We start from the raw sequence: 15,695 nt of genomic DNA, 5'->3' as shown, positions 1-15,695 counted from the left end.
CGGTCACCATACCGGAAAGGGCCGTTCAGGCCGGCAGCCACCCGTGCGACGAATCCGCGGCCTCGTCGTCATCGGGCTCGGCGGCGGCGGGCTGGTTCAGCGGAAGCGTGGCGACGATGTCACTGGCTTCGGGCCAGACCACGTCCGGCACGCACACCAGGATGGTCCCGAACAGCGGCAACTCGCCCATCCCGCCCGTCAGGGCTTCGCCCTGCAGGAATACAGGGATCTCCTGCGCCTCCAGCGCATGCCGCACCAGATGGGCGTCGATCAGGTTGGCGGCTTGGTAGACGACTTTCATGGCGGGGCTCCCGACGGGGCGTATCGACAGCATACGCCCGGCCCTGAACGCGGGTGACGGCGGCGGCCGGCATCACCGGCTAAACTTGACGGTCTTACCCGTCCACGGCTTTACGCATGTCCGCTACGCCCCACCACGCAGCCCCCGCCACTCCGTCCGCCCCCGAAGCCGCCGCGCCCGCGAAGCAGGACTTCATCCGGCAGATCGTTCGCGAGGATCTGACCAGCGGCAAGCACCAGGCCATCCGCACGCGCTTTCCGCCGGAGCCCAACGGCTACCTGCACATCGGCCACGCCAAGGCGATCTGTCTGGACTTCGGCATCGCCGCGGAATTCGGCGGCGACTGCAACCTGCGCCTGGACGACACCAACCCGGTGAAGGAAGACCCCGAGTACGTGCGCGCCATCCAGGACGACGTGCGCTGGCTCGGCTTCGAATGGCACGACCTGCGCCACGCCTCGGACTACTTCGGCGTGCTCTACCTGGCCGCCGAGAAGCTGATCCGCCAGGGCGACGCCTTCGTCTGCGACCTCAGCGCCGAGCAGGTGCGCGAATACCGCGGCACGTTGACCGAGCCGGGCCGCGAATCGCCGTTCCGCAATCGCAGCGTGGAGGAAAACCTCGACCTGTTCCGCCGCATGCGCGCCGGCGAGTTCGCCGACGGCGCACGCACGCTGCGCGCGAAGATCGACATGTCCAGCGGCAACATGAACCTGCGCGACCCCGCGCTGTACCGCATCAAGCACGTCGAGCACCAGAACACCGGCCACGAATGGCCGATCTACCCGATGTACGACTTCGCCCATTCGCTCAGCGACGCGGTGGAAGGCATCACGCACTCGCTGTGCACGCTGGAGTTCGAGGACCACCGCCCGCTGTACGACTGGTGCGTGGACAAGGTCGACCTGGCCAACTCGCCGGACGTGCTGGAACCCGCGCTCGCCAAGGGCTTCCCGAACGAGGCCAGCAAGCCGCGCCAGATCGAGTTCTCGCGACTGAACTTCAACTACCTGGTGATGAGCAAGCGCAAGCTGCTGGCGCTGGTGAACGAAGGCCTGGTCGACGGCTGGGACGATCCGCGCATGCCGACACTGCAGGGCATCCGCCGCCGCGGCTACACGCCCAGCGCGCTGCGCCTGATGGTCGACCGCGTCGGCATCAGCAAGCAGAACTCGCTGTTGGACATCTCGATCCTGGAAGGCGCGCTGCGCGACGACCTCGACTCCGCGGCGCAGCGGCGCATGGCGGTGATCGATCCGCTCAAGCTGGTCATCACCAACCTGCCGGCCGGCTTCGAAGAATCGCTGACGTTCCCGAACCACCCCAAGGACGAAAGCGCCGGCTCGCGCACGATGCCGTTTTCCAACGAGCTGTGGATCGAGCGCGAGGACTTCGAGGAAGTGCCGCCGAAGGGTTTCAAGCGTCTGATCCCGGGCGGCGAAGTGCGCCTGCGCGGCGCCGGCATCTTCCGTTGCGATGAAGTGATCAAGGACGGCGACCGGGTCGTGGAGATACGCGGCGAGCTCGACCTGGAATCGCGCCCCGGCATGGCCGGCGCCGACCGCAAGATCAAGGGCACCATCCACTGGGTCAGCGCGAAGCACGCGGTGAAGGCCGAAGTGCGCCTGTACGACCGCCTGTTCCTCGTCGCCGATCCGGATAACGACGAAGGCGGCAAGACGTACAAGGATTACCTCAATCCCGAGTCGCGCCGCACCGTCACCGGCTACGTCGAACCGGCCGCGGCCGCGGCGTCGCCGGAGCAGTCGTTCCAGTTCGAACGCATCGGCTACTTCGTCGCCGACCGCCACGACCACCGCAGCGACGCACCGGTGTTCAACCGCAGCGTCACCCTGCGCGACACCTGGGCCACCAAGGCCTGAGAAGGAGCCTGCCATGCGCCGCCTGCCGAAGATCCTGCTCGCCGCTGTGCTGATGATGTCGTTGTTCGCGATCGCTTCGTGCGCCTCGCCGCAGGCCGAGCCCGCGCAGGCGGCGACGCCGCAACGTGCCGCCGCGCCGCAGCCGGAACCCAAGCGCGTGGAGGCCCCGGCGGCCGCCGCAACCGGCGAGGCGATCAAGCTCGATTTCAGCTGCAAGACCGATTCCGACTGCGCCGTGAAGAACGTCGGCAACTGCTGCGGCGCCAAGCCCGCGTGCGTCAACGCCAACAGCCCGACCGATCCGGAAGGCGTCAAGGCCGAATGCGCGCGCAAGGGCATCATGGCGATGTGCGGCTTCAAGCCCGTCGAGGGCTGCCAATGCGTGAAGGGTGAATGCAAGGACAAGGTCGCCGAAGTGGAATCGGTGCACTGATGCTCTACGCGCAGGTCCACCTCACGTTGCCGGCATGGGTGCACGAGTCGGTCGACACCGATCGCGCGTACGTCGGCGATGAAGCCAAGGTCGAACTCGCCGTCGCGCTGTCGCGCACGAACATCGAGGCCGGCAGCGGCGGGCCGTTCGGCGCCGCGGTGTTCGGTCCCGACGACCGTCTCATCGCCATCGGCGTGAACCGCGTGCTGCCGCACAGCTGCTCGCTCGCGCATGCCGAGACGATGGCCTACATGCTCGCCCAGCAGCGCACGCAGCGCCCGCGCCTCAACGAGGACGCGGTCGGCGAACACATCGGCCCGATCACGCTGGCGACTTCCTCGCAGCCGTGCTGCCAGTGCTACGGCGCGACCATGTGGGCCGGCATCGACCGCCTGCTGATCGGCGCGCGCAGCGAGGACGTGGAAACGCTGACCGAGTTCGACGAAGGCCCGCTGCCGGCGGACTGGGTCGGCGAACTCGAACGCCGCGGCATCCAGGTCGTGCGCGACGTGCACCGCGAGGCCGCGTGCGACGTGCTGCGCGCCTACGGCGAGTCCGGCGGCGAGCGCTACTGATGGCGCGCGCAACGTCATGACGCCCGGCGACGCCCTGCTCTGCTACTGCCGTCCCGGCTTCGAGCCCGAACTCGCCGGCGAACTGAGCGAGCGCGCCGCGCTCGCCGGCCATCCCGGCTACGCGCGCACCGAACGCAACAGCGGCTACGTCGAATTCCTCGGCGCCGACGCCGGTGCGCTCACGCGCGCGCTTCCGTTCGCGTCGCTGATCTTCGCCCGCCAGAAGCTGACCCGCATCGCCGAGCTGCGTGGACTCGATCCGAAGGACCGCATCACGCCGATCCTGCGCACGCTCGAAACCGTGCTTTCCAACGCATACACCTTCGGCGAGCTGTGGGTGGAGCATCCCGATTCCGACGAAGCCAAGCCGCTGGCCGGGCTCGCGCGCAGCTTCGGCAATGCGCTGCGGCCGGTGCTGCGCAAGGGCGGCTGGCTGACGGGCGTCGACGATCCGCGTCGCGCCAGGCTGCACGTCGTGTTCCTCGCCGGCGACCACGTGCTGCTGGCCATCGCCGAGGCCGGCGACAACGCGCCGTGGCCGCTCGGCATCCCGCGCCTGCGCATGCACGCCGATGCACCCAGCCGTTCCGCGCTCAAGCTGGAAGAAGCGCTGATGGTCCTGCTCAGCGAGAAGGAGCGCGAGAAGCTGCTGCGCGAAGGCATGCGCGGCGCCGACCTCGGCGCGGCGCCCGGCGGATGGAGCTGGGTGCTGGTGCGACAGGGACTGCGCGTGATGTCGGTCGACAACGGACCACTGCAGGAGAAGCTGATGGAGAGCGGGCGCGTCGAGCACCTGCGCGAAGACGGCTTCCACTGGCATCCACGCGCGCCGTTGGACTGGATGGTGTGCGACATGGTCGAACAGCCGCGGCGCGTCGCCGAGCGCATGGCGACCTGGGTGCGCGAAGGCTGGTGCAAGCACACGATCTTCAACCTCAAGCTGCCGATGAAGAAGCGCTGGGACGAAACGCGCCTGTGCCTGCAACTCTTCGAGGAACAGGCCGGAAAGCCGCTGCTGATTCGCGCGCGCCAGCTCTACCACGACCGCGAAGAGATCACGGTTTTCGCGACATCGCGCTAACACCACACTCACATGGGTGAACGCTGCGCATCGCGCGACGCGCCGGTGTGCGTGAATTGACCTGCGGTTGATGTTGGGCGGGCTAGCGTCGGCCTCGTCCCATACAGCGAGGTCACATGATGAAGTCCGCGCTTTACCTTCCCAAGAATGTGATGGGCCCGAAGCTGTTGGCGATGGCGATCCTCGCCACGCTGGCCATCGCCGGCCCGGCCGCTGCGCAACGCACGCAGGGCGAACCGGCGAAGTCGAAGATCCAGGCCGAGGCCGCCGCCGAGGTCGCCTCGGAACAGGCCGAAGCCGCACGCGCCAGCGCGCAGACCGCGCGCGATGCCACCAGCGTCAGCGGCGGCACCTACACCACCATCAACCAGCAGGCCGACGCCGCGAACAAGGCCGCCAACCAGGCCGTCAACGCCGCTCACGACGCGCGCAGTGCGCAGAGCGCCGCGCAGTCCTCGGCCAATCCGAAGCAGGGCGCGGTCGAAGCGCGCGAAGCCGCGACCGCCGCCACCAACGCCAGCCTGCAGGCCCAGGCGTCCGCGGACGCCGCGGTGGAGCAGGCGTATCCGCAGCCGGCGCCGCCTCCGGCGACGGCACCCGCCTATGCGGGCCCGGTGAAGGAAGAGGTGCACGCCACCTCCAGCCCGCCGAATTCGACGCTCACCAACAAGGTCGATTTCAACGCGCTGGACACCAACCGCGACGGCAACCTCAGCCGCACCGAAGTCAGCGCGAACGCCACGCTGTCGGCGGATTTCAACGCGATCGACGCCAACCGCGACGGTCGCATCACCCAGCGCGAGCTTGCCGGCGGTAAGTGACCTGTCGAAGCCGTCGGCGATGGCGAACCCCTCCCGCGCCGGGAGGGGTTCGCTTTATTGACCGGCCGCGTGACGCCAGAAGGCGTGTGTGAGCGGCGGAAGTTTCCCGGCCAGCCCCAGCAGCGGCCCGCGCAGCAGCGTGGCCGCGACCGAATCGTTGGAGAACAGACGGTTGATGCCGTCGAAGGCATACGCCGACATCGCATTCTCGCTGCGCTGCTGCCGCGCCCAGCGTGACAGGCGCGCGGCCGGATCGCGCCCGGCTCGCTGCGCATCGGCCAGCGTGCGCCGCAGCGTCGCCACGTCGCGCAATCCCAGGTTCACACCCTGCCCCGCCAGCGGATGCACCGCATGCGCGGCGTCGCCGACCACGACAAGGCGTCCGGCGACGAGCGACTGCGCCAACTGCAAACGCAACGGGAATGCGGCGCGGCGGGACACGCGCGTCAGTGCTCCCAGCGTGCCAGCGAACGCGGACTGGAGTTCGCGCAGGAACGTCGTGTCGTCGATCTCCAGCAAACGCTGCGCCTCGACGTCGGGCAGCGTCCACACGATCGAGCTGAGATTGGGCTCGCCGAACGGCAGGAACGCCAGCGGCCCCGTCGGCAGGAAACGCTGCCAGCAGGTGGCCTGGTGCGGCAGCTCGCTTTCGACGAACGCAACCAGCCCGCGCTGGCCGTAATCGCGGCGCGGCGCCTGGATACCGGCAAGCGAACGAAGCTTCGATTCGGCGCCGTCGGCGGCGACCACGATCCGCGCACGCAGCGAGAGCCCACTTTCGAGCACGACGGTCGCACCGCTGTCGTCCTGCTCGAGCGCGACGACGCTGTCCGGGCAGTGCAACTGCACGCCCGCTGCCGGCAAGGCGGCCCACAGGCGATCGACGAGCAGCGCGTGTTCGACGATCCAGCCCAGCTCGCGACGGCCGAAGGCGTCGGCATCGAAGACGAGTTCACCGCCACCGGCCGCGTCCCACACCCGCATCGCGCGGTACGGTTGCAGCCGTGCGGATGCGATCTCGCGCCACACGCCCAGGTCGTCGAGCAGCGCCGCGTTGTCGGGCGCGAAGGCATACACACGCAGGTCGATGCGTTCGGCGTCGGGCGGCAGCGGCTGCCAGGCCGGCGGCTGGCGGGATTCGACCAGCGCCACGCGCAAACCGTCACGCGCGAACGCGAGCGCGGCCGCCGCGCCGACCACGCCGGCGCCGACCACCACCACGTCCAGTCCGCTTCCCCGCCGGCTCATGCGCGGTTCTCCCGGCACAACGCGGGCACGTCGCCGCGATAACCCATCGCACCGCCGACCAGATAGGACTGCGCCGAGGCGATGCGATCCACCGCGAACAAGCCCAGGCTGCGCAGCGGCCGCAGCAGCGGCGCGGCGTTCGCGGTCAGGCGGGCGAGGCCGTCGGAGAATCCCACCGTGCGTTCGCGATCTTCGCGGCGGCGCGCGGTGTAGGCGTCGAGCAGCGCGGCATGGCCGCAATCGCCGCTTGCATCCAGCGCGCGCATGTCGGCGATGAGTTCGGCCAGCGTGAGCGCATCGCGCAGGCCGAGGTTGAAACCCTGCGCGCCGATCGGGTGAATCGTCTGCGCGGCGTTGCCGATGAGCACCGCACGCGGTGCGACGGTGCGATGCGCGACGACGCGGATCGCTGCGTGCGCGCTGCGCGGTCCGCACGACAGGAACCGTCCGGCGCGCCAGCCGAAGGCCTCCTGCGCACGCGCAAGGAAGCCGGCTTCGTCCAGCGCGGCCACGGCGTCGGCGTCTTCGCGCGCGACGGCATGGATCAGGCCGTAGTGGCGGTCGCCGCGCGGCAGCAGCGCGGTCGGGCCGTCGTTGCCGAGGCGTTCGTAGGCGGTGCCGTCGGGCGGTCGCGAGCCGCGCACGCGCGCGACGAACAGCGTCTGCAGGTAATCGTGCTCGTCCACGCCGATGCCCAGCGTTTCGCGCACGGCGCTGCGCGTGCCGTCGGCGGCGACGAGCAGGCGCGTGTGCAGCAAACGTTCGCCGTCGGCATCGGCCACGCGGATCGCGCGCGATTCGTCCGATACGTCCGCCAGGCCGAGGAAGCGCACCGGCCGATAGCGTGTGAGCGTCGTCGCTTCCGCGAGCCGGGCTTCCAGCGCTTCGCCGAAATCACGTGCGACCACCACGCGACCGAACTCGCTGCGGCCGTAACGCGCGGCGTCGAGCAGGCCGCGGCCGAAATCGCCTCGGCGGCTGATGTGGATGCGCTGGATCGCACCGGCCGGCGCACGCAGCTTCTGCATGACGCCGAGCGCGGTGAGCGCGTTGACGGTGGCCTCGGCGAAGCTGAGGTTGCGCTCGTCGAACACCGCCGGCAGCGTGCCGGGCGGCGTGGCCTCGACCAGGCCGACGTCGAGTCCCAGGCGCTCCAACGCGATCGCCAGGCTGGCGCCGACCAGGCCGCCGCCGACGATCACAACGTCGTGGACGGTGTCGCGCGAGGGGGTGTCTCCGGGCGCGCCGGAGGGCGGAGTTGAGGGGGCCGCTACAGGCATTGCGCTATGCTAACGGTTCCTGAAGGCCCTGACCTTCCCCAGATTCCGCCCCGATGAACCGTCCAGTTTCGACCTCGCCCGCTACGCCCGCCTCCAGCTCCCTGTTCGCCCCCGGCCCGCTGGTGCTGATCGGCATGATCGTCATCGCCGCGCTCTCGCGCCTGCTGCCGCATCCGCCGAACTTCTCGCCGGTCGAGGCGGTCGCGCTGTTCGGCGGCGCCTACTTCGCCTCGCGCGCGTTGGCCATCGCGATCCCGCTGGTGGCGATGCTGCTGTCGGACGTGATCCTGGGCCTGACCCTGGGCGGTACGTACTTCGAACACTTCACCAGCTCCACCTACCTGGTGACCTGGCTGTCGGTTTACGTCTGCATCGCCCTGTCGGCGGCGCTGGGCTTCGGCCTGCGCGGTCGCGTGAGCGGCGCGCGCGTGCTGGGCTATTCGCTGATGGGCTCGGTGCTGTTCTTCGTGGTGACCAATTTCGCCGTGTGGGCGACGGCCACGCCGGTCAACGCGCATCCGGCCTGCATGACCGGCCTGATGCCGTGCTACGCCGCGGCGCTGCCGTTCTTCCAGTGGACCGTGCTGGGCACGCTGTTCTACGCCGCGATCCTGTTCGGCGGCTTCGCCCTGCTGCGTCAGCGCGTGCCGGCACTGCGCGCGCAGACGGTGTAAGCGGCGCCGATGGGCAACCGCCTTTCGAAGATCTACACCCGCACCGGCGACGACGGCACGACGGGGCTTGGCGACGGCAGCCGCGTCGCCAAGGACTCGGCCCGCGTCGCCGCCTACGGCACCGTGGACGAGGCCAATTCCTGCATCGGCCTGGTGCTGGCCGCCGATGTGCCCGATGACATCCGCCGCCTGCTCACCACGGTGCAGCACCAGTTGTTCGACCTGGGCGGCGAGTTGTGCATCCCGGGGCATGCGGCGATTTTCGACGCGGACATCGAGCGGCTGGAACAGCAGCTCGACGCATTCAACGAACCGCTGCCGCCGCTGAAGGATTTCATCCTGCCCGGCGGCGGTGAAGCGGCGGCACGCTGCCACATCGCGCGGACGGTCGTACGCCGCGCCGAACGCGAGGCGGTGTCGCTCGCGCGCGTTGAGGACGTGCGTCCGGAAGCGGTGCGCTACCTCAATCGCTTGTCCGACCTGCTGTTTGTGCTGGCGCGCGTCCTCGCGCGTGCCAGCGGCCACGGCGAAGTGCTGTGGAACCACGAGCGGCGCAAAGGCTGACGCGCCGCGCGCCATGCGCATCTACACCCACCCCGCCTGCACGCGCCACGACCCGGGCCCCGGGCACGCGGAGCGTCCCTTGCGCCTGGTGGCGGTGACCGAGGCGCTGCGCGAAACATTCGCATCCCTGGAATGGGAAGAAGCCCCGCGCGCCAGTCGCGGGCAGCTGCTGCGCGTGCACGACGACGCGTTGCTCGCGCTGGTCCTGGACACGCCGGTCGAAGGTCCGATGGCGCTGGATCCCGATACCGTGCTCGCTCCCGGTTCCGCCGAAGCCGCGCTGCGCGCAGCCGGCGCCGGCATCGCGGCGGTGGATGCGGTGATGCACGGCGAGATCCGCCGCGCCTTCTGCGCGGTACGGCCGCCGGGTCACCACGCCACGCCGTCGGCGGCGATGGGCTTTTGCCTGTTCAACAACATCGCCGTGGCCGCCGCGCATGCCTGCGACAAGCACGGACTGTCGCGCGTGGCCGTGGTGGATTTCGATGTCCATCACGGCAACGGCACGCAGGCGATCTTCGACACCGACCCGCGCGTGATGTACCTGAGCTCGCACCAGATGCCGCTGTATCCCGACACCGGGTACGCGAACGAGCGTGGCGTGGGCAACATCGTCAACGTACCGTTGCCGCCGGGATGCGGCAGCGAGGGGTTCCATCGCGTCTGGCGCGAACAGCTGCTGCCGGCGCTGGACTCCTTCCGCCCGCAGCTGCTCTTCATTTCCGCCGGCTTCGACGCGCACAAGCGCGACCCGCTCGCGCAGGTGGAGCTGGAAACCGAAGACTACGGCTGGATCACGCGCGAACTGGTGGCCATCGCGCGTCGCCATGGCAACGGGCGCGTCGTGTCGATGCTCGAAGGCGGGTATGACCTGGCGGCGTTGCGCGAAGCCAGCGTCGCCCATGTGGGCGCACTGCTGGAAGGGCTCGACTGATCGCCGCTCGCGGCCCGCGTCGCCCAAGCCCGCACGGCCTGCGAACCGCACGCGACCTTCGCCGTTCGCGCCATCGTCATCCGCCGGCGGCACTCGCCCTCGTGCCTTGACGCGGAAATGAACAGCGATGGGCGCAAGATGGACCTCGCGTTGCCCCCTCGCAAGGGATACGGCAATCTAGCGACCCGTTTTTCCTGAACGCAGACGATCACGGTCCCCCGAGTGCGCCCAACCCTCCGACTGCTTCCGTTGTCGCTGTGCATCGCGCTGGCCCTGCCGGCGCACGCCGCCGACGGCGACGAGGAGGACTGGTATCTGTGCCCGATCATCGATGCCGTGCCCCGGTTCGAGGACGCGCCCGCGCCCATGGGCGGCATCGCCAGCCGTTCCACCGAACCCACCGACATCGACGGCGGCCAGCTCGAACGTGCCGGCAGCGAGCAGGACATCGTCGTCCAGGACAATGTCCGCCTGAACCGTGGCGACCAGTTCCTCGGCACCGACAAGCTCAGCTACAACGCCGAAACCGGCAAGTACAGCGCCATCGGCAACGTGCGCTACCAGGACAGCGGCATGCGCATCCTGGCCGACCGCGCCGAGGGCGACCAGAACGCCGACCAGCACCGCATCGAGAACGTGCAGTACCAGCTCACCGAGCGGCGCGGCAACGGCGGCGCGGACCGCATCGAACTCGACGGACCCAGGGGCCACCTCATCGGCTCCACCTATTCCACCTGCGCGCCGAACCAGCGCGCGTGGGAACTGCGCGCCAACCAGATCGATCTCGACACCGCCGAAGGCATGGGCGTGGCGAAGAACGCCACTGTGCGCATCGGCCGGGTGCCGGTGCTGTACGTGCCCTGGTTTACGTTCCCGATCGACGATCGTCGTCGCACCGGCCTGCTCTATCCGCAGTTGGCCCTGTCCGGACGCAACGGCTTCGACTACCGGCAGCCGGTCTACCTCAACCTGGCGCCGAACTACGATGCCACGCTCTACCCGCGCTGGATGAGCGACCGCGGCGGGCTGATCGGCGCAGAGTTCCGCTGGCTGTACGAGAAGGGCAAAGGCGAGGTCTACGGCAACTGGATGCCGAGCGACGACCTGCCCCGCAACGAGCCGGACCGCTACCTCAATCCGGAATTCGGCAATCCTTCCTCGAGCCTGCCGGACAAGAACCGCGGCCAGTTCGCGCTGTATGCCACGCACAACATCAACAGCGCCTGGTATGCCAGCACGAACCTGGGCTGGGTGAGCGACACCCATTACTTCGAGGATTTCAGCAGCAGCCTGTACGGCATCTCGATGTATTCGATCCGCAGCGACGCCGGCGTGTATGGCCGCGGGCGCTACTGGAGCGCGTCGGTGATGGCCGACCATTACCAGCTCGCCGACTACACGCTCAGCGACTTCAACCTCCCGTTCGATCGACTGCCGCGCGCCTCCCTCAGCTGGGCGCAGCCGGTCATGCCCTGGTTGCAGGCGGGCGTGGATGCCGAGGGCGTGCGCTTTGCGCACACTGAGTTCCTCGGCGGCAACCGCCTGGACGTGAAGCCGTTTGTATCCCTGCCACTGGAAGGCGCCAGCTGGTACATCCGGCCCAAGCTGGCCTGGCGCTATACGGCATACCAGCTCGAGGGCAGTGCCGTCGACCGCGCTACCGAATACTCGCAGCGCGTCCTGGGTTCCAACGCCCCGCCCACGCCCGAGTTGGTCCAACAGTTTTCCGACCGCAACCTCACGCGCAGCCTGCCGATCACCTCGGTCGACGCCGGCATGTACTTCGACCGCAACACGGAGTTCCGCGGCACCAGCTACCTGCATACGCTGGAGCCGCGCCTGTACTACCTCAATATTCCGTACCGGAACCAGGACAACTTCCCGGTCTTCGACACCGGCTCGATGACCTTCAGCTGGGGCCAGCTGTTCCGCGACAACCGTTACACCGGCGCGGACCGGCAGATGGACGCCAACCAGCTGACGGCGGCGCTGACCACGCGCTTCATCAGCGAAGAAGACGGCCGCGAACGCCTGGCGGCCAGCATCGGCCAGATCCAATACTTCGACGACAGCCGCGTCACGCTGCCGAATCAGGCCACCATCGAATCGGGCAAGTCGGCCTGGGTGGCCGATGCCAGCGTCACGCCGAACGATCGCTGGAACCTGGGCGCGACCTACATCTGGAACCCGAAGTACCGCGGCGAAGACTTCGTCAGCGCACGCGTGCGCTACCTGTTCCCCCGCGGCGGCATCGTCAACGTGGGCTATCGCTACCGTCGGAATGCGGCCTTCCGCGAGGGGATCGACCCGCCGAGTTCCAGGGATCAGCTGGAGCAGGCCGACTTCTCCTTCCTGTACCCGATCAATGAGACGTGGAGTCTGGTCGGCCGGTACTACTACTCGATCCTGGACCGGAAGGAACTGGAGACCATCGCCGGTGTCCAATGGGAAAGCTGCTGCCTGGCCGCGCGTCTTGTCGGCCGGCGCTACATCCGCAACCGAGACAGCGAACTGGACACCCGGATCATGTTCGAATTCGAGCTGAAGGGCCTGGGCTCCGCCGGCCAGAACACGGAGCGGGCTTTGCGCCGTGGTATCCTCGGGTACGACCGCGACGACCTGTATCTCGTGCCGCCCACCTCGACGCAACGCCTGAACAACGGCGGCGGCCAAGTCGAAACCACCCCCGACCCGACCCTATGAAGAAACTACTCGCGTCCGCCCTTGCCGTCGCGGTGCTGTCCACGACCGCCCTGCCGGTGGCGACCGCCCTGGCCCAGACCGCGACCTCCGTCCAGCCCATCGACGGCATCGCCGCCATCGTGGATGAGGACGTGATCCTCAAGACCGAGCTGGATCGCGCGGTGAACAACATCCTGGCCCAGTACGCAGGACGCGAGAACCAGCTTCCGCCTCGTGACGTGCTGCAGCGTCAGGTGCTGGAACGCCTGGTGCTGGTCAAGCTGCAGGTCGCCCGTGCCCAGGGCACCGGCGTGCGCGTGACCGATCAGGAGGTCGACCAGGCCATCGCCGGCATCGCCCAGCAGAACCGTGTGACGCCCGAGCAGCTGCGCCAGCAGCTGGCCCGCGAGGGCACGCCCTACAACGATTTCCGCAGCTCGATCCGCGATGAGTTGCTGATCCAGCGCCTGCGCCAGCGTTTCGCGCAGAGCCGCGTGTCGGTCAGCGAGGCCGAGGTCGACGCCGCCATGGCGGCCCAGGCCAACGCGGGCAGCCAGTTCCACCTGGCCCATATTCTCGTCGCCCTGCCCGAGGGGGCCACGGCCGAGCAGATCGCCGTCGCCCAGAAGAAGGTCGAGGGCGTGAAGTCCCTGATCGACAAGGGCGAGATGGATTTCTCCGCCGCCGCGGTCCGCTACTCCGACAGCCCCAACGCGCTGGAAGGCGGCGACCTGGGCTGGCGCAGCATGGACGAGATCCCCAACGCCTTCGCCACGCTCATGCGCAACATGCAGCCGGGCGACGTGACCCAGCCGATCCGCGGCCCGAGCGGTTTCCAGCTGCTCAAGCTGGTCGAAGTCCGCGACGCGTCGCAGGCCGGTCCGAACCTGGTCACCCAGTACCAGGCGCGCCACATCCTGATCCGCGTCAGCGACTCGGTCGACGACGCCAAGGCCAAGGCCCAGGCCCAGACCCTGCAGGCCCGCCTGATGGGCGGCGCCGACTTCGCCCTGCTGGCGCAGGAAAACTCGCAGGACCAGAGCTCCGCCGCCAAGGGCGGTGAGCTGGGCTGGTTCACCCGCGACGATTTCGGCCCCGAGTTCGGCAATGCCGTCGCTGGCCTCCAGGCCGGCCAGGTGTCCGCACCGATCCGCACCCAGGCCGGTTACCACCTGATCAAGCTGGAAGGCACGCGCGAATCCGACGTGGGCGACCGCAACCGCCGCGCCCAGGTCCAGGAAACGATCGGCCGCCGCAAGCTGGAAGACGAGTGGAACCGATTCCTGCGCGAGATGCGCGGCGAAGCCTTCGTCGACGTCCGCGTCGGCAAGGCCGCCGACGCCGCACCGGCCTCGCCCACCACCCCGGCCCCGCCCACCGGCGGCTGATCCGGACATGACCCCTGTTCGGCTCGCGCTGGTGCCGGGCGAGCCGGCGGGTGTCGGTCCCGAGCTCTGCGTCCACCTGGCGCAGCGCCCCCGCGATTACGCCCTGACGGCCTTCGCCGACGCGCGCTCCCTGCGCGCCGCGGCCGAGGCGCTGTCGTTGCCGCTGCACCTGCTCGATGCCGGGGCGGTGGCGACGCAGCCGGGCGAGCTGGCGCTGGTCGAAATCCCCAACGCCGTCGTTCCCGACTTCGGTCGCCCCGACCCGCGCAACGCCGAGGCCGTGATCCGCGCCCTGCGTGAAGCCGCACGCGGCTGCCTCGACGGCCGCTACGCCGGCGTCGTGACCGGCCCCGTGCACAAGGCGGTGATCAACGAGGGCGGCATCGCCTACACCGGCACGACTGAGCTGCTGGCCGAACAGGCGGGGCGCGAGGTCGTGATGATGCTCGCCAACGACATCGTGCGGGTCGCGCTGGTCACCACGCACCTTCCGCTGCGCGAGGTCGCCGACGCGATCACCGCCGATGCGCTGGAACGCACGCTGCGGATCACGCACGACGCGCTGCGCCGCGACTTCGGCATCGCCGAGCCGGTGATCGCCGTGCTCGGCCTCAATCCGCATGCGGGCGAAGCGGGGCATCTGGGGCGCGAGGAGCTCGATCTGATCGAGCCGTTGCTGACAAAGCTGCGCGCCGACGGCATGCGACTGGTCGGCCCGCTGCCGGCCGACACCGCCTTCCTGCCGGCCAAGCTGCGCGGCTTCGACGCGGTGGTCGCGATGTACCACGACCAGGGCTTGCCGGTACTCAAGTACAGCGGCTTCGAGCACGCGGTGAACCTCACCCTGGGCCTGCCCTACCCGCGCGTCGCCGTGGACCATGGCACGGCGCTGGACCTGGCCGGCAAGGGCACGGCCGACCCGTCCAGCCTGTTCGCCGCGGCCGACACCTGCGCCCGCATCGCCCGTAACCGCCACACGCCGGCATGATGTCCGCATGACCACGCGCAGCCCCCATTTCAGCGAGCCGGCCAAGAAGCACCTGGGCCAGCACTTCCTGCACGAACGCGGGATCATCGACAAGATCGTCCAGGCCGTGGACCCCAAGCCGGGCGACCGCCTGGTCGAGATCGGCCCCGGCCAGGGCGCGATCACCTTCCCGCTGCTCGATCGTCATCGCGAGCTGACGGTGATCGAGTTCGACCGCGACCTGATCTTCCCGCTCACCGAGGCCGCACGCGCGCACGGCACGCTGGAAGTGATCCACCGCGACGTGCTCACCGTCGACTTCACCGCGCTGGCACGCAACGCCGGCGACGAAGGCAGCCAGATCCGCCTGGTGGGCAACCTGCCCTACAACCTGTCCTCGCCGATCCTGTTCCATGCGCTGGACCACGCGGCGGCGATCCGCGACATGCACTTCATGCTGCAGAAGGAAGTCGTCGATCGCATGGCCGCCGGCCCCGGCAGCAAGGTGTACGGCCGACTGGGCGTGATGCTGCAGGCGTACTGCCACGTGACGCCGTTGTTCGACGTGCCGCCGGGCGCGTTCCGCCCACCGCCGAAGGTAGATTCGGCCGTGGTGCGGATGGTGCCGCGCAAGCCGGAGACGATCGGCGTGGAGGATCCGGCCGTGTTCTCTGCGGTCGTTCGCGACGCCTTCGGCCAGCGGCGCAAGACGCTGCGCAACGCGCTGTCCAATCAATGCGATTCGGCCGCCATCGAGGCCGCCGGCATACGCCCGGATGCACGCGCCGAGCAGATCGAAGTCGCCGATTTCGTCCGCCTGGCCAATGCGCTGGCGCGCCAACGCAGCGCGTGAACGACCGCGGC

At 69.1% G+C, this 15,695-nt stretch carries 15 protein-coding genes; 12 read left to right on the top strand and 3 right to left on the bottom strand.

Annotation, left to right across the window (positions count from 1 at the left end; genetic code table 11):
* Positions 1-25 precede the first annotated feature (25 nt).
* Positions 26-301 carry a DUF2007 domain-containing protein gene (locus AAFF32_RS08450; protein WP_216959848.1) on the bottom strand — a complete coding sequence of 92 codons (276 nt, stop codon included), beginning with the start codon at positions 299-301 and terminating at the stop codon, positions 26-28.
* Positions 302-417: 116 nt separating this feature from the next.
* Here AAFF32_RS08450 and AAFF32_RS08445 point away from each other — a divergent pair, with 116 nt between their 5' ends.
* The 5 genes from AAFF32_RS08445 to AAFF32_RS08425 all read left to right on the top strand — a co-directional run bounded on the left by AAFF32_RS08445 (position 418) and on the right by AAFF32_RS08425 (position 5,094).
* Positions 418-2,184, top strand: a complete 1,767-nt coding sequence (locus AAFF32_RS08445) for a glutamine--tRNA ligase/YqeY domain fusion protein (RefSeq protein ID WP_342317054.1) — start codon at positions 418-420, stop codon at positions 2,182-2,184.
* Between the two features lie 13 nt (positions 2,185-2,197).
* The gene (locus AAFF32_RS08440) at positions 2,198-2,617 is read left to right on the top strand and encodes a hypothetical protein (protein ID WP_342317053.1); all 420 of its coding nucleotides are present in this window, start codon (positions 2,198-2,200) and stop codon (positions 2,615-2,617) included.
* The gene (locus AAFF32_RS08435) at positions 2,617-3,192 is read left to right on the top strand and encodes a nucleoside deaminase (RefSeq protein WP_216959858.1); all 576 of its coding nucleotides are present in this window, start codon (positions 2,617-2,619) and stop codon (positions 3,190-3,192) included. The genes AAFF32_RS08440 and AAFF32_RS08435 overlap by 1 nt, the downstream gene beginning before the upstream one ends.
* Before the next feature lie 16 nt (positions 3,193-3,208).
* The gene (gene rlmM, locus AAFF32_RS08430; RefSeq protein ID WP_342317052.1) at positions 3,209-4,273 is read left to right on the top strand and encodes a 23S rRNA (cytidine(2498)-2'-O)-methyltransferase RlmM; all 1,065 of its coding nucleotides are present in this window, start codon (positions 3,209-3,211) and stop codon (positions 4,271-4,273) included.
* A gap of 119 nt (positions 4,274-4,392) precedes the next feature.
* On the top strand, positions 4,393-5,094 hold the full coding sequence (locus AAFF32_RS08425) for a hypothetical protein (protein WP_342317051.1): 702 nt from the start codon (positions 4,393-4,395) through the stop codon (positions 5,092-5,094).
* 54 nt (positions 5,095-5,148) lie between these two features.
* On the opposite strand, the gene AAFF32_RS08420 is transcribed toward AAFF32_RS08425, so the two are convergent.
* Both AAFF32_RS08420 and ubiH read right to left on the bottom strand, forming a co-directional pair.
* A complete protein-coding gene (locus AAFF32_RS08420; protein ID WP_216959866.1) occupies positions 5,149-6,342 on the bottom strand; it encodes an FAD-dependent oxidoreductase in 1,194 nt (397 codons plus the stop codon).
* On the bottom strand, positions 6,339-7,622 hold the full coding sequence (ubiH, locus tag AAFF32_RS08415) for a 2-octaprenyl-6-methoxyphenyl hydroxylase (RefSeq protein ID WP_342317050.1): 1,284 nt from the start codon (positions 7,620-7,622) through the stop codon (positions 6,339-6,341). The genes AAFF32_RS08420 and ubiH overlap by 4 nt, the downstream gene beginning before the upstream one ends.
* 53 nt (positions 7,623-7,675) lie before the next feature.
* On the opposite strand from ubiH, the gene AAFF32_RS08410 reads away from it, so the two are divergent.
* The 7 genes from AAFF32_RS08410 to rsmA all read left to right on the top strand — a co-directional run bounded on the left by AAFF32_RS08410 (position 7,676) and on the right by rsmA (position 15,684).
* Complete coding sequence (locus AAFF32_RS08410; RefSeq protein WP_216959872.1) at positions 7,676-8,296, top strand: DUF6580 family putative transport protein; 621 nt, start codon at positions 7,676-7,678, stop codon at positions 8,294-8,296.
* 9 nt (positions 8,297-8,305) lie between these two features.
* Positions 8,306-8,860 (top strand): cob(I)yrinic acid a,c-diamide adenosyltransferase, encoded by a 555-nt coding sequence (locus tag AAFF32_RS08405; protein WP_342317049.1) that lies wholly within the window; start codon positions 8,306-8,308, stop codon positions 8,858-8,860.
* 13 nt (positions 8,861-8,873) lie between these two features.
* On the top strand, positions 8,874-9,794 hold the full coding sequence (locus AAFF32_RS08400; RefSeq protein ID WP_216959878.1) for a histone deacetylase family protein: 921 nt from the start codon (positions 8,874-8,876) through the stop codon (positions 9,792-9,794).
* A gap of 222 nt (positions 9,795-10,016) precedes the next feature.
* Complete coding sequence (gene lptD / locus AAFF32_RS08395; RefSeq protein ID WP_342317048.1) at positions 10,017-12,497, top strand: LPS assembly protein LptD; 2,481 nt, start codon at positions 10,017-10,019, stop codon at positions 12,495-12,497.
* Complete coding sequence (locus AAFF32_RS08390; protein ID WP_216959894.1) at positions 12,494-13,864, top strand: peptidylprolyl isomerase; 1,371 nt, start codon at positions 12,494-12,496, stop codon at positions 13,862-13,864. Before lptD ends, AAFF32_RS08390 begins: the two co-directional genes overlap by 4 nt.
* Before the next feature lie 7 nt (positions 13,865-13,871).
* Complete coding sequence (pdxA, locus tag AAFF32_RS08385) at positions 13,872-14,852, top strand: 4-hydroxythreonine-4-phosphate dehydrogenase PdxA (protein WP_342317047.1); 981 nt, start codon at positions 13,872-13,874, stop codon at positions 14,850-14,852.
* A gap of 7 nt (positions 14,853-14,859) precedes the next feature.
* Positions 14,860-15,684 (top strand): 16S rRNA (adenine(1518)-N(6)/adenine(1519)-N(6))-dimethyltransferase RsmA, encoded by an 825-nt coding sequence (gene rsmA, locus AAFF32_RS08380; protein WP_342317046.1) that lies wholly within the window; start codon positions 14,860-14,862, stop codon positions 15,682-15,684.
* The last annotated feature ends 11 nt before the right edge of the window (positions 15,685-15,695 follow it).

It is taken from the genome of Lysobacter sp. FW306-1B-D06B (genome assembly GCF_038446665.1).
Taxonomy (GTDB): Bacteria; Pseudomonadota; Gammaproteobacteria; order Xanthomonadales; family Xanthomonadaceae; genus Lysobacter_J.
Note: the sequence above shows the minus strand (reverse complement) of the source record. Positions and strands in the feature narration are given on the sequence as shown.

Excerpts from the sequence above, each read along its gene's own strand:
- AAFF32_RS08450 (WP_216959848.1), bottom strand. The coding sequence starts at position 301 with ATGAAAGTCGTCTACCAAGCCGCCAACCTGATCGACGCCCATCTGGTG.
- AAFF32_RS08445 (WP_342317054.1), top strand. The coding sequence starts at position 418 with ATGTCCGCTACGCCCCACCACGCAGCCCCCGCCACTCCGTCCGCCCCC.
- AAFF32_RS08440 (WP_342317053.1), top strand. The coding sequence starts at position 2,198 with ATGCGCCGCCTGCCGAAGATCCTGCTCGCCGCTGTGCTGATGATGTCG.
- AAFF32_RS08435 (WP_216959858.1), top strand. The coding sequence starts at position 2,617 with ATGCTCTACGCGCAGGTCCACCTCACGTTGCCGGCATGGGTGCACGAG.
- rlmM (WP_342317052.1), top strand. The coding sequence starts at position 3,209 with ATGACGCCCGGCGACGCCCTGCTCTGCTACTGCCGTCCCGGCTTCGAG.
- AAFF32_RS08425 (WP_342317051.1), top strand. The coding sequence starts at position 4,393 with ATGAAGTCCGCGCTTTACCTTCCCAAGAATGTGATGGGCCCGAAGCTG.
- AAFF32_RS08420 (WP_216959866.1), bottom strand. The coding sequence starts at position 6,342 with ATGAGCCGGCGGGGAAGCGGACTGGACGTGGTGGTGGTCGGCGCCGGC.
- ubiH (WP_342317050.1), bottom strand. The coding sequence starts at position 7,622 with ATGCCTGTAGCGGCCCCCTCAACTCCGCCCTCCGGCGCGCCCGGAGAC.
- AAFF32_RS08410 (WP_216959872.1), top strand. The coding sequence starts at position 7,676 with ATGAACCGTCCAGTTTCGACCTCGCCCGCTACGCCCGCCTCCAGCTCC.
- AAFF32_RS08405 (WP_342317049.1), top strand. The coding sequence starts at position 8,306 with ATGGGCAACCGCCTTTCGAAGATCTACACCCGCACCGGCGACGACGGC.
- AAFF32_RS08400 (WP_216959878.1), top strand. The coding sequence starts at position 8,874 with ATGCGCATCTACACCCACCCCGCCTGCACGCGCCACGACCCGGGCCCC.
- AAFF32_RS08390 (WP_216959894.1), top strand. The coding sequence starts at position 12,494 with ATGAAGAAACTACTCGCGTCCGCCCTTGCCGTCGCGGTGCTGTCCACG.
- pdxA (WP_342317047.1), top strand. The coding sequence starts at position 13,872 with ATGACCCCTGTTCGGCTCGCGCTGGTGCCGGGCGAGCCGGCGGGTGTC.
- rsmA (WP_342317046.1), top strand. The coding sequence starts at position 14,860 with ATGACCACGCGCAGCCCCCATTTCAGCGAGCCGGCCAAGAAGCACCTG.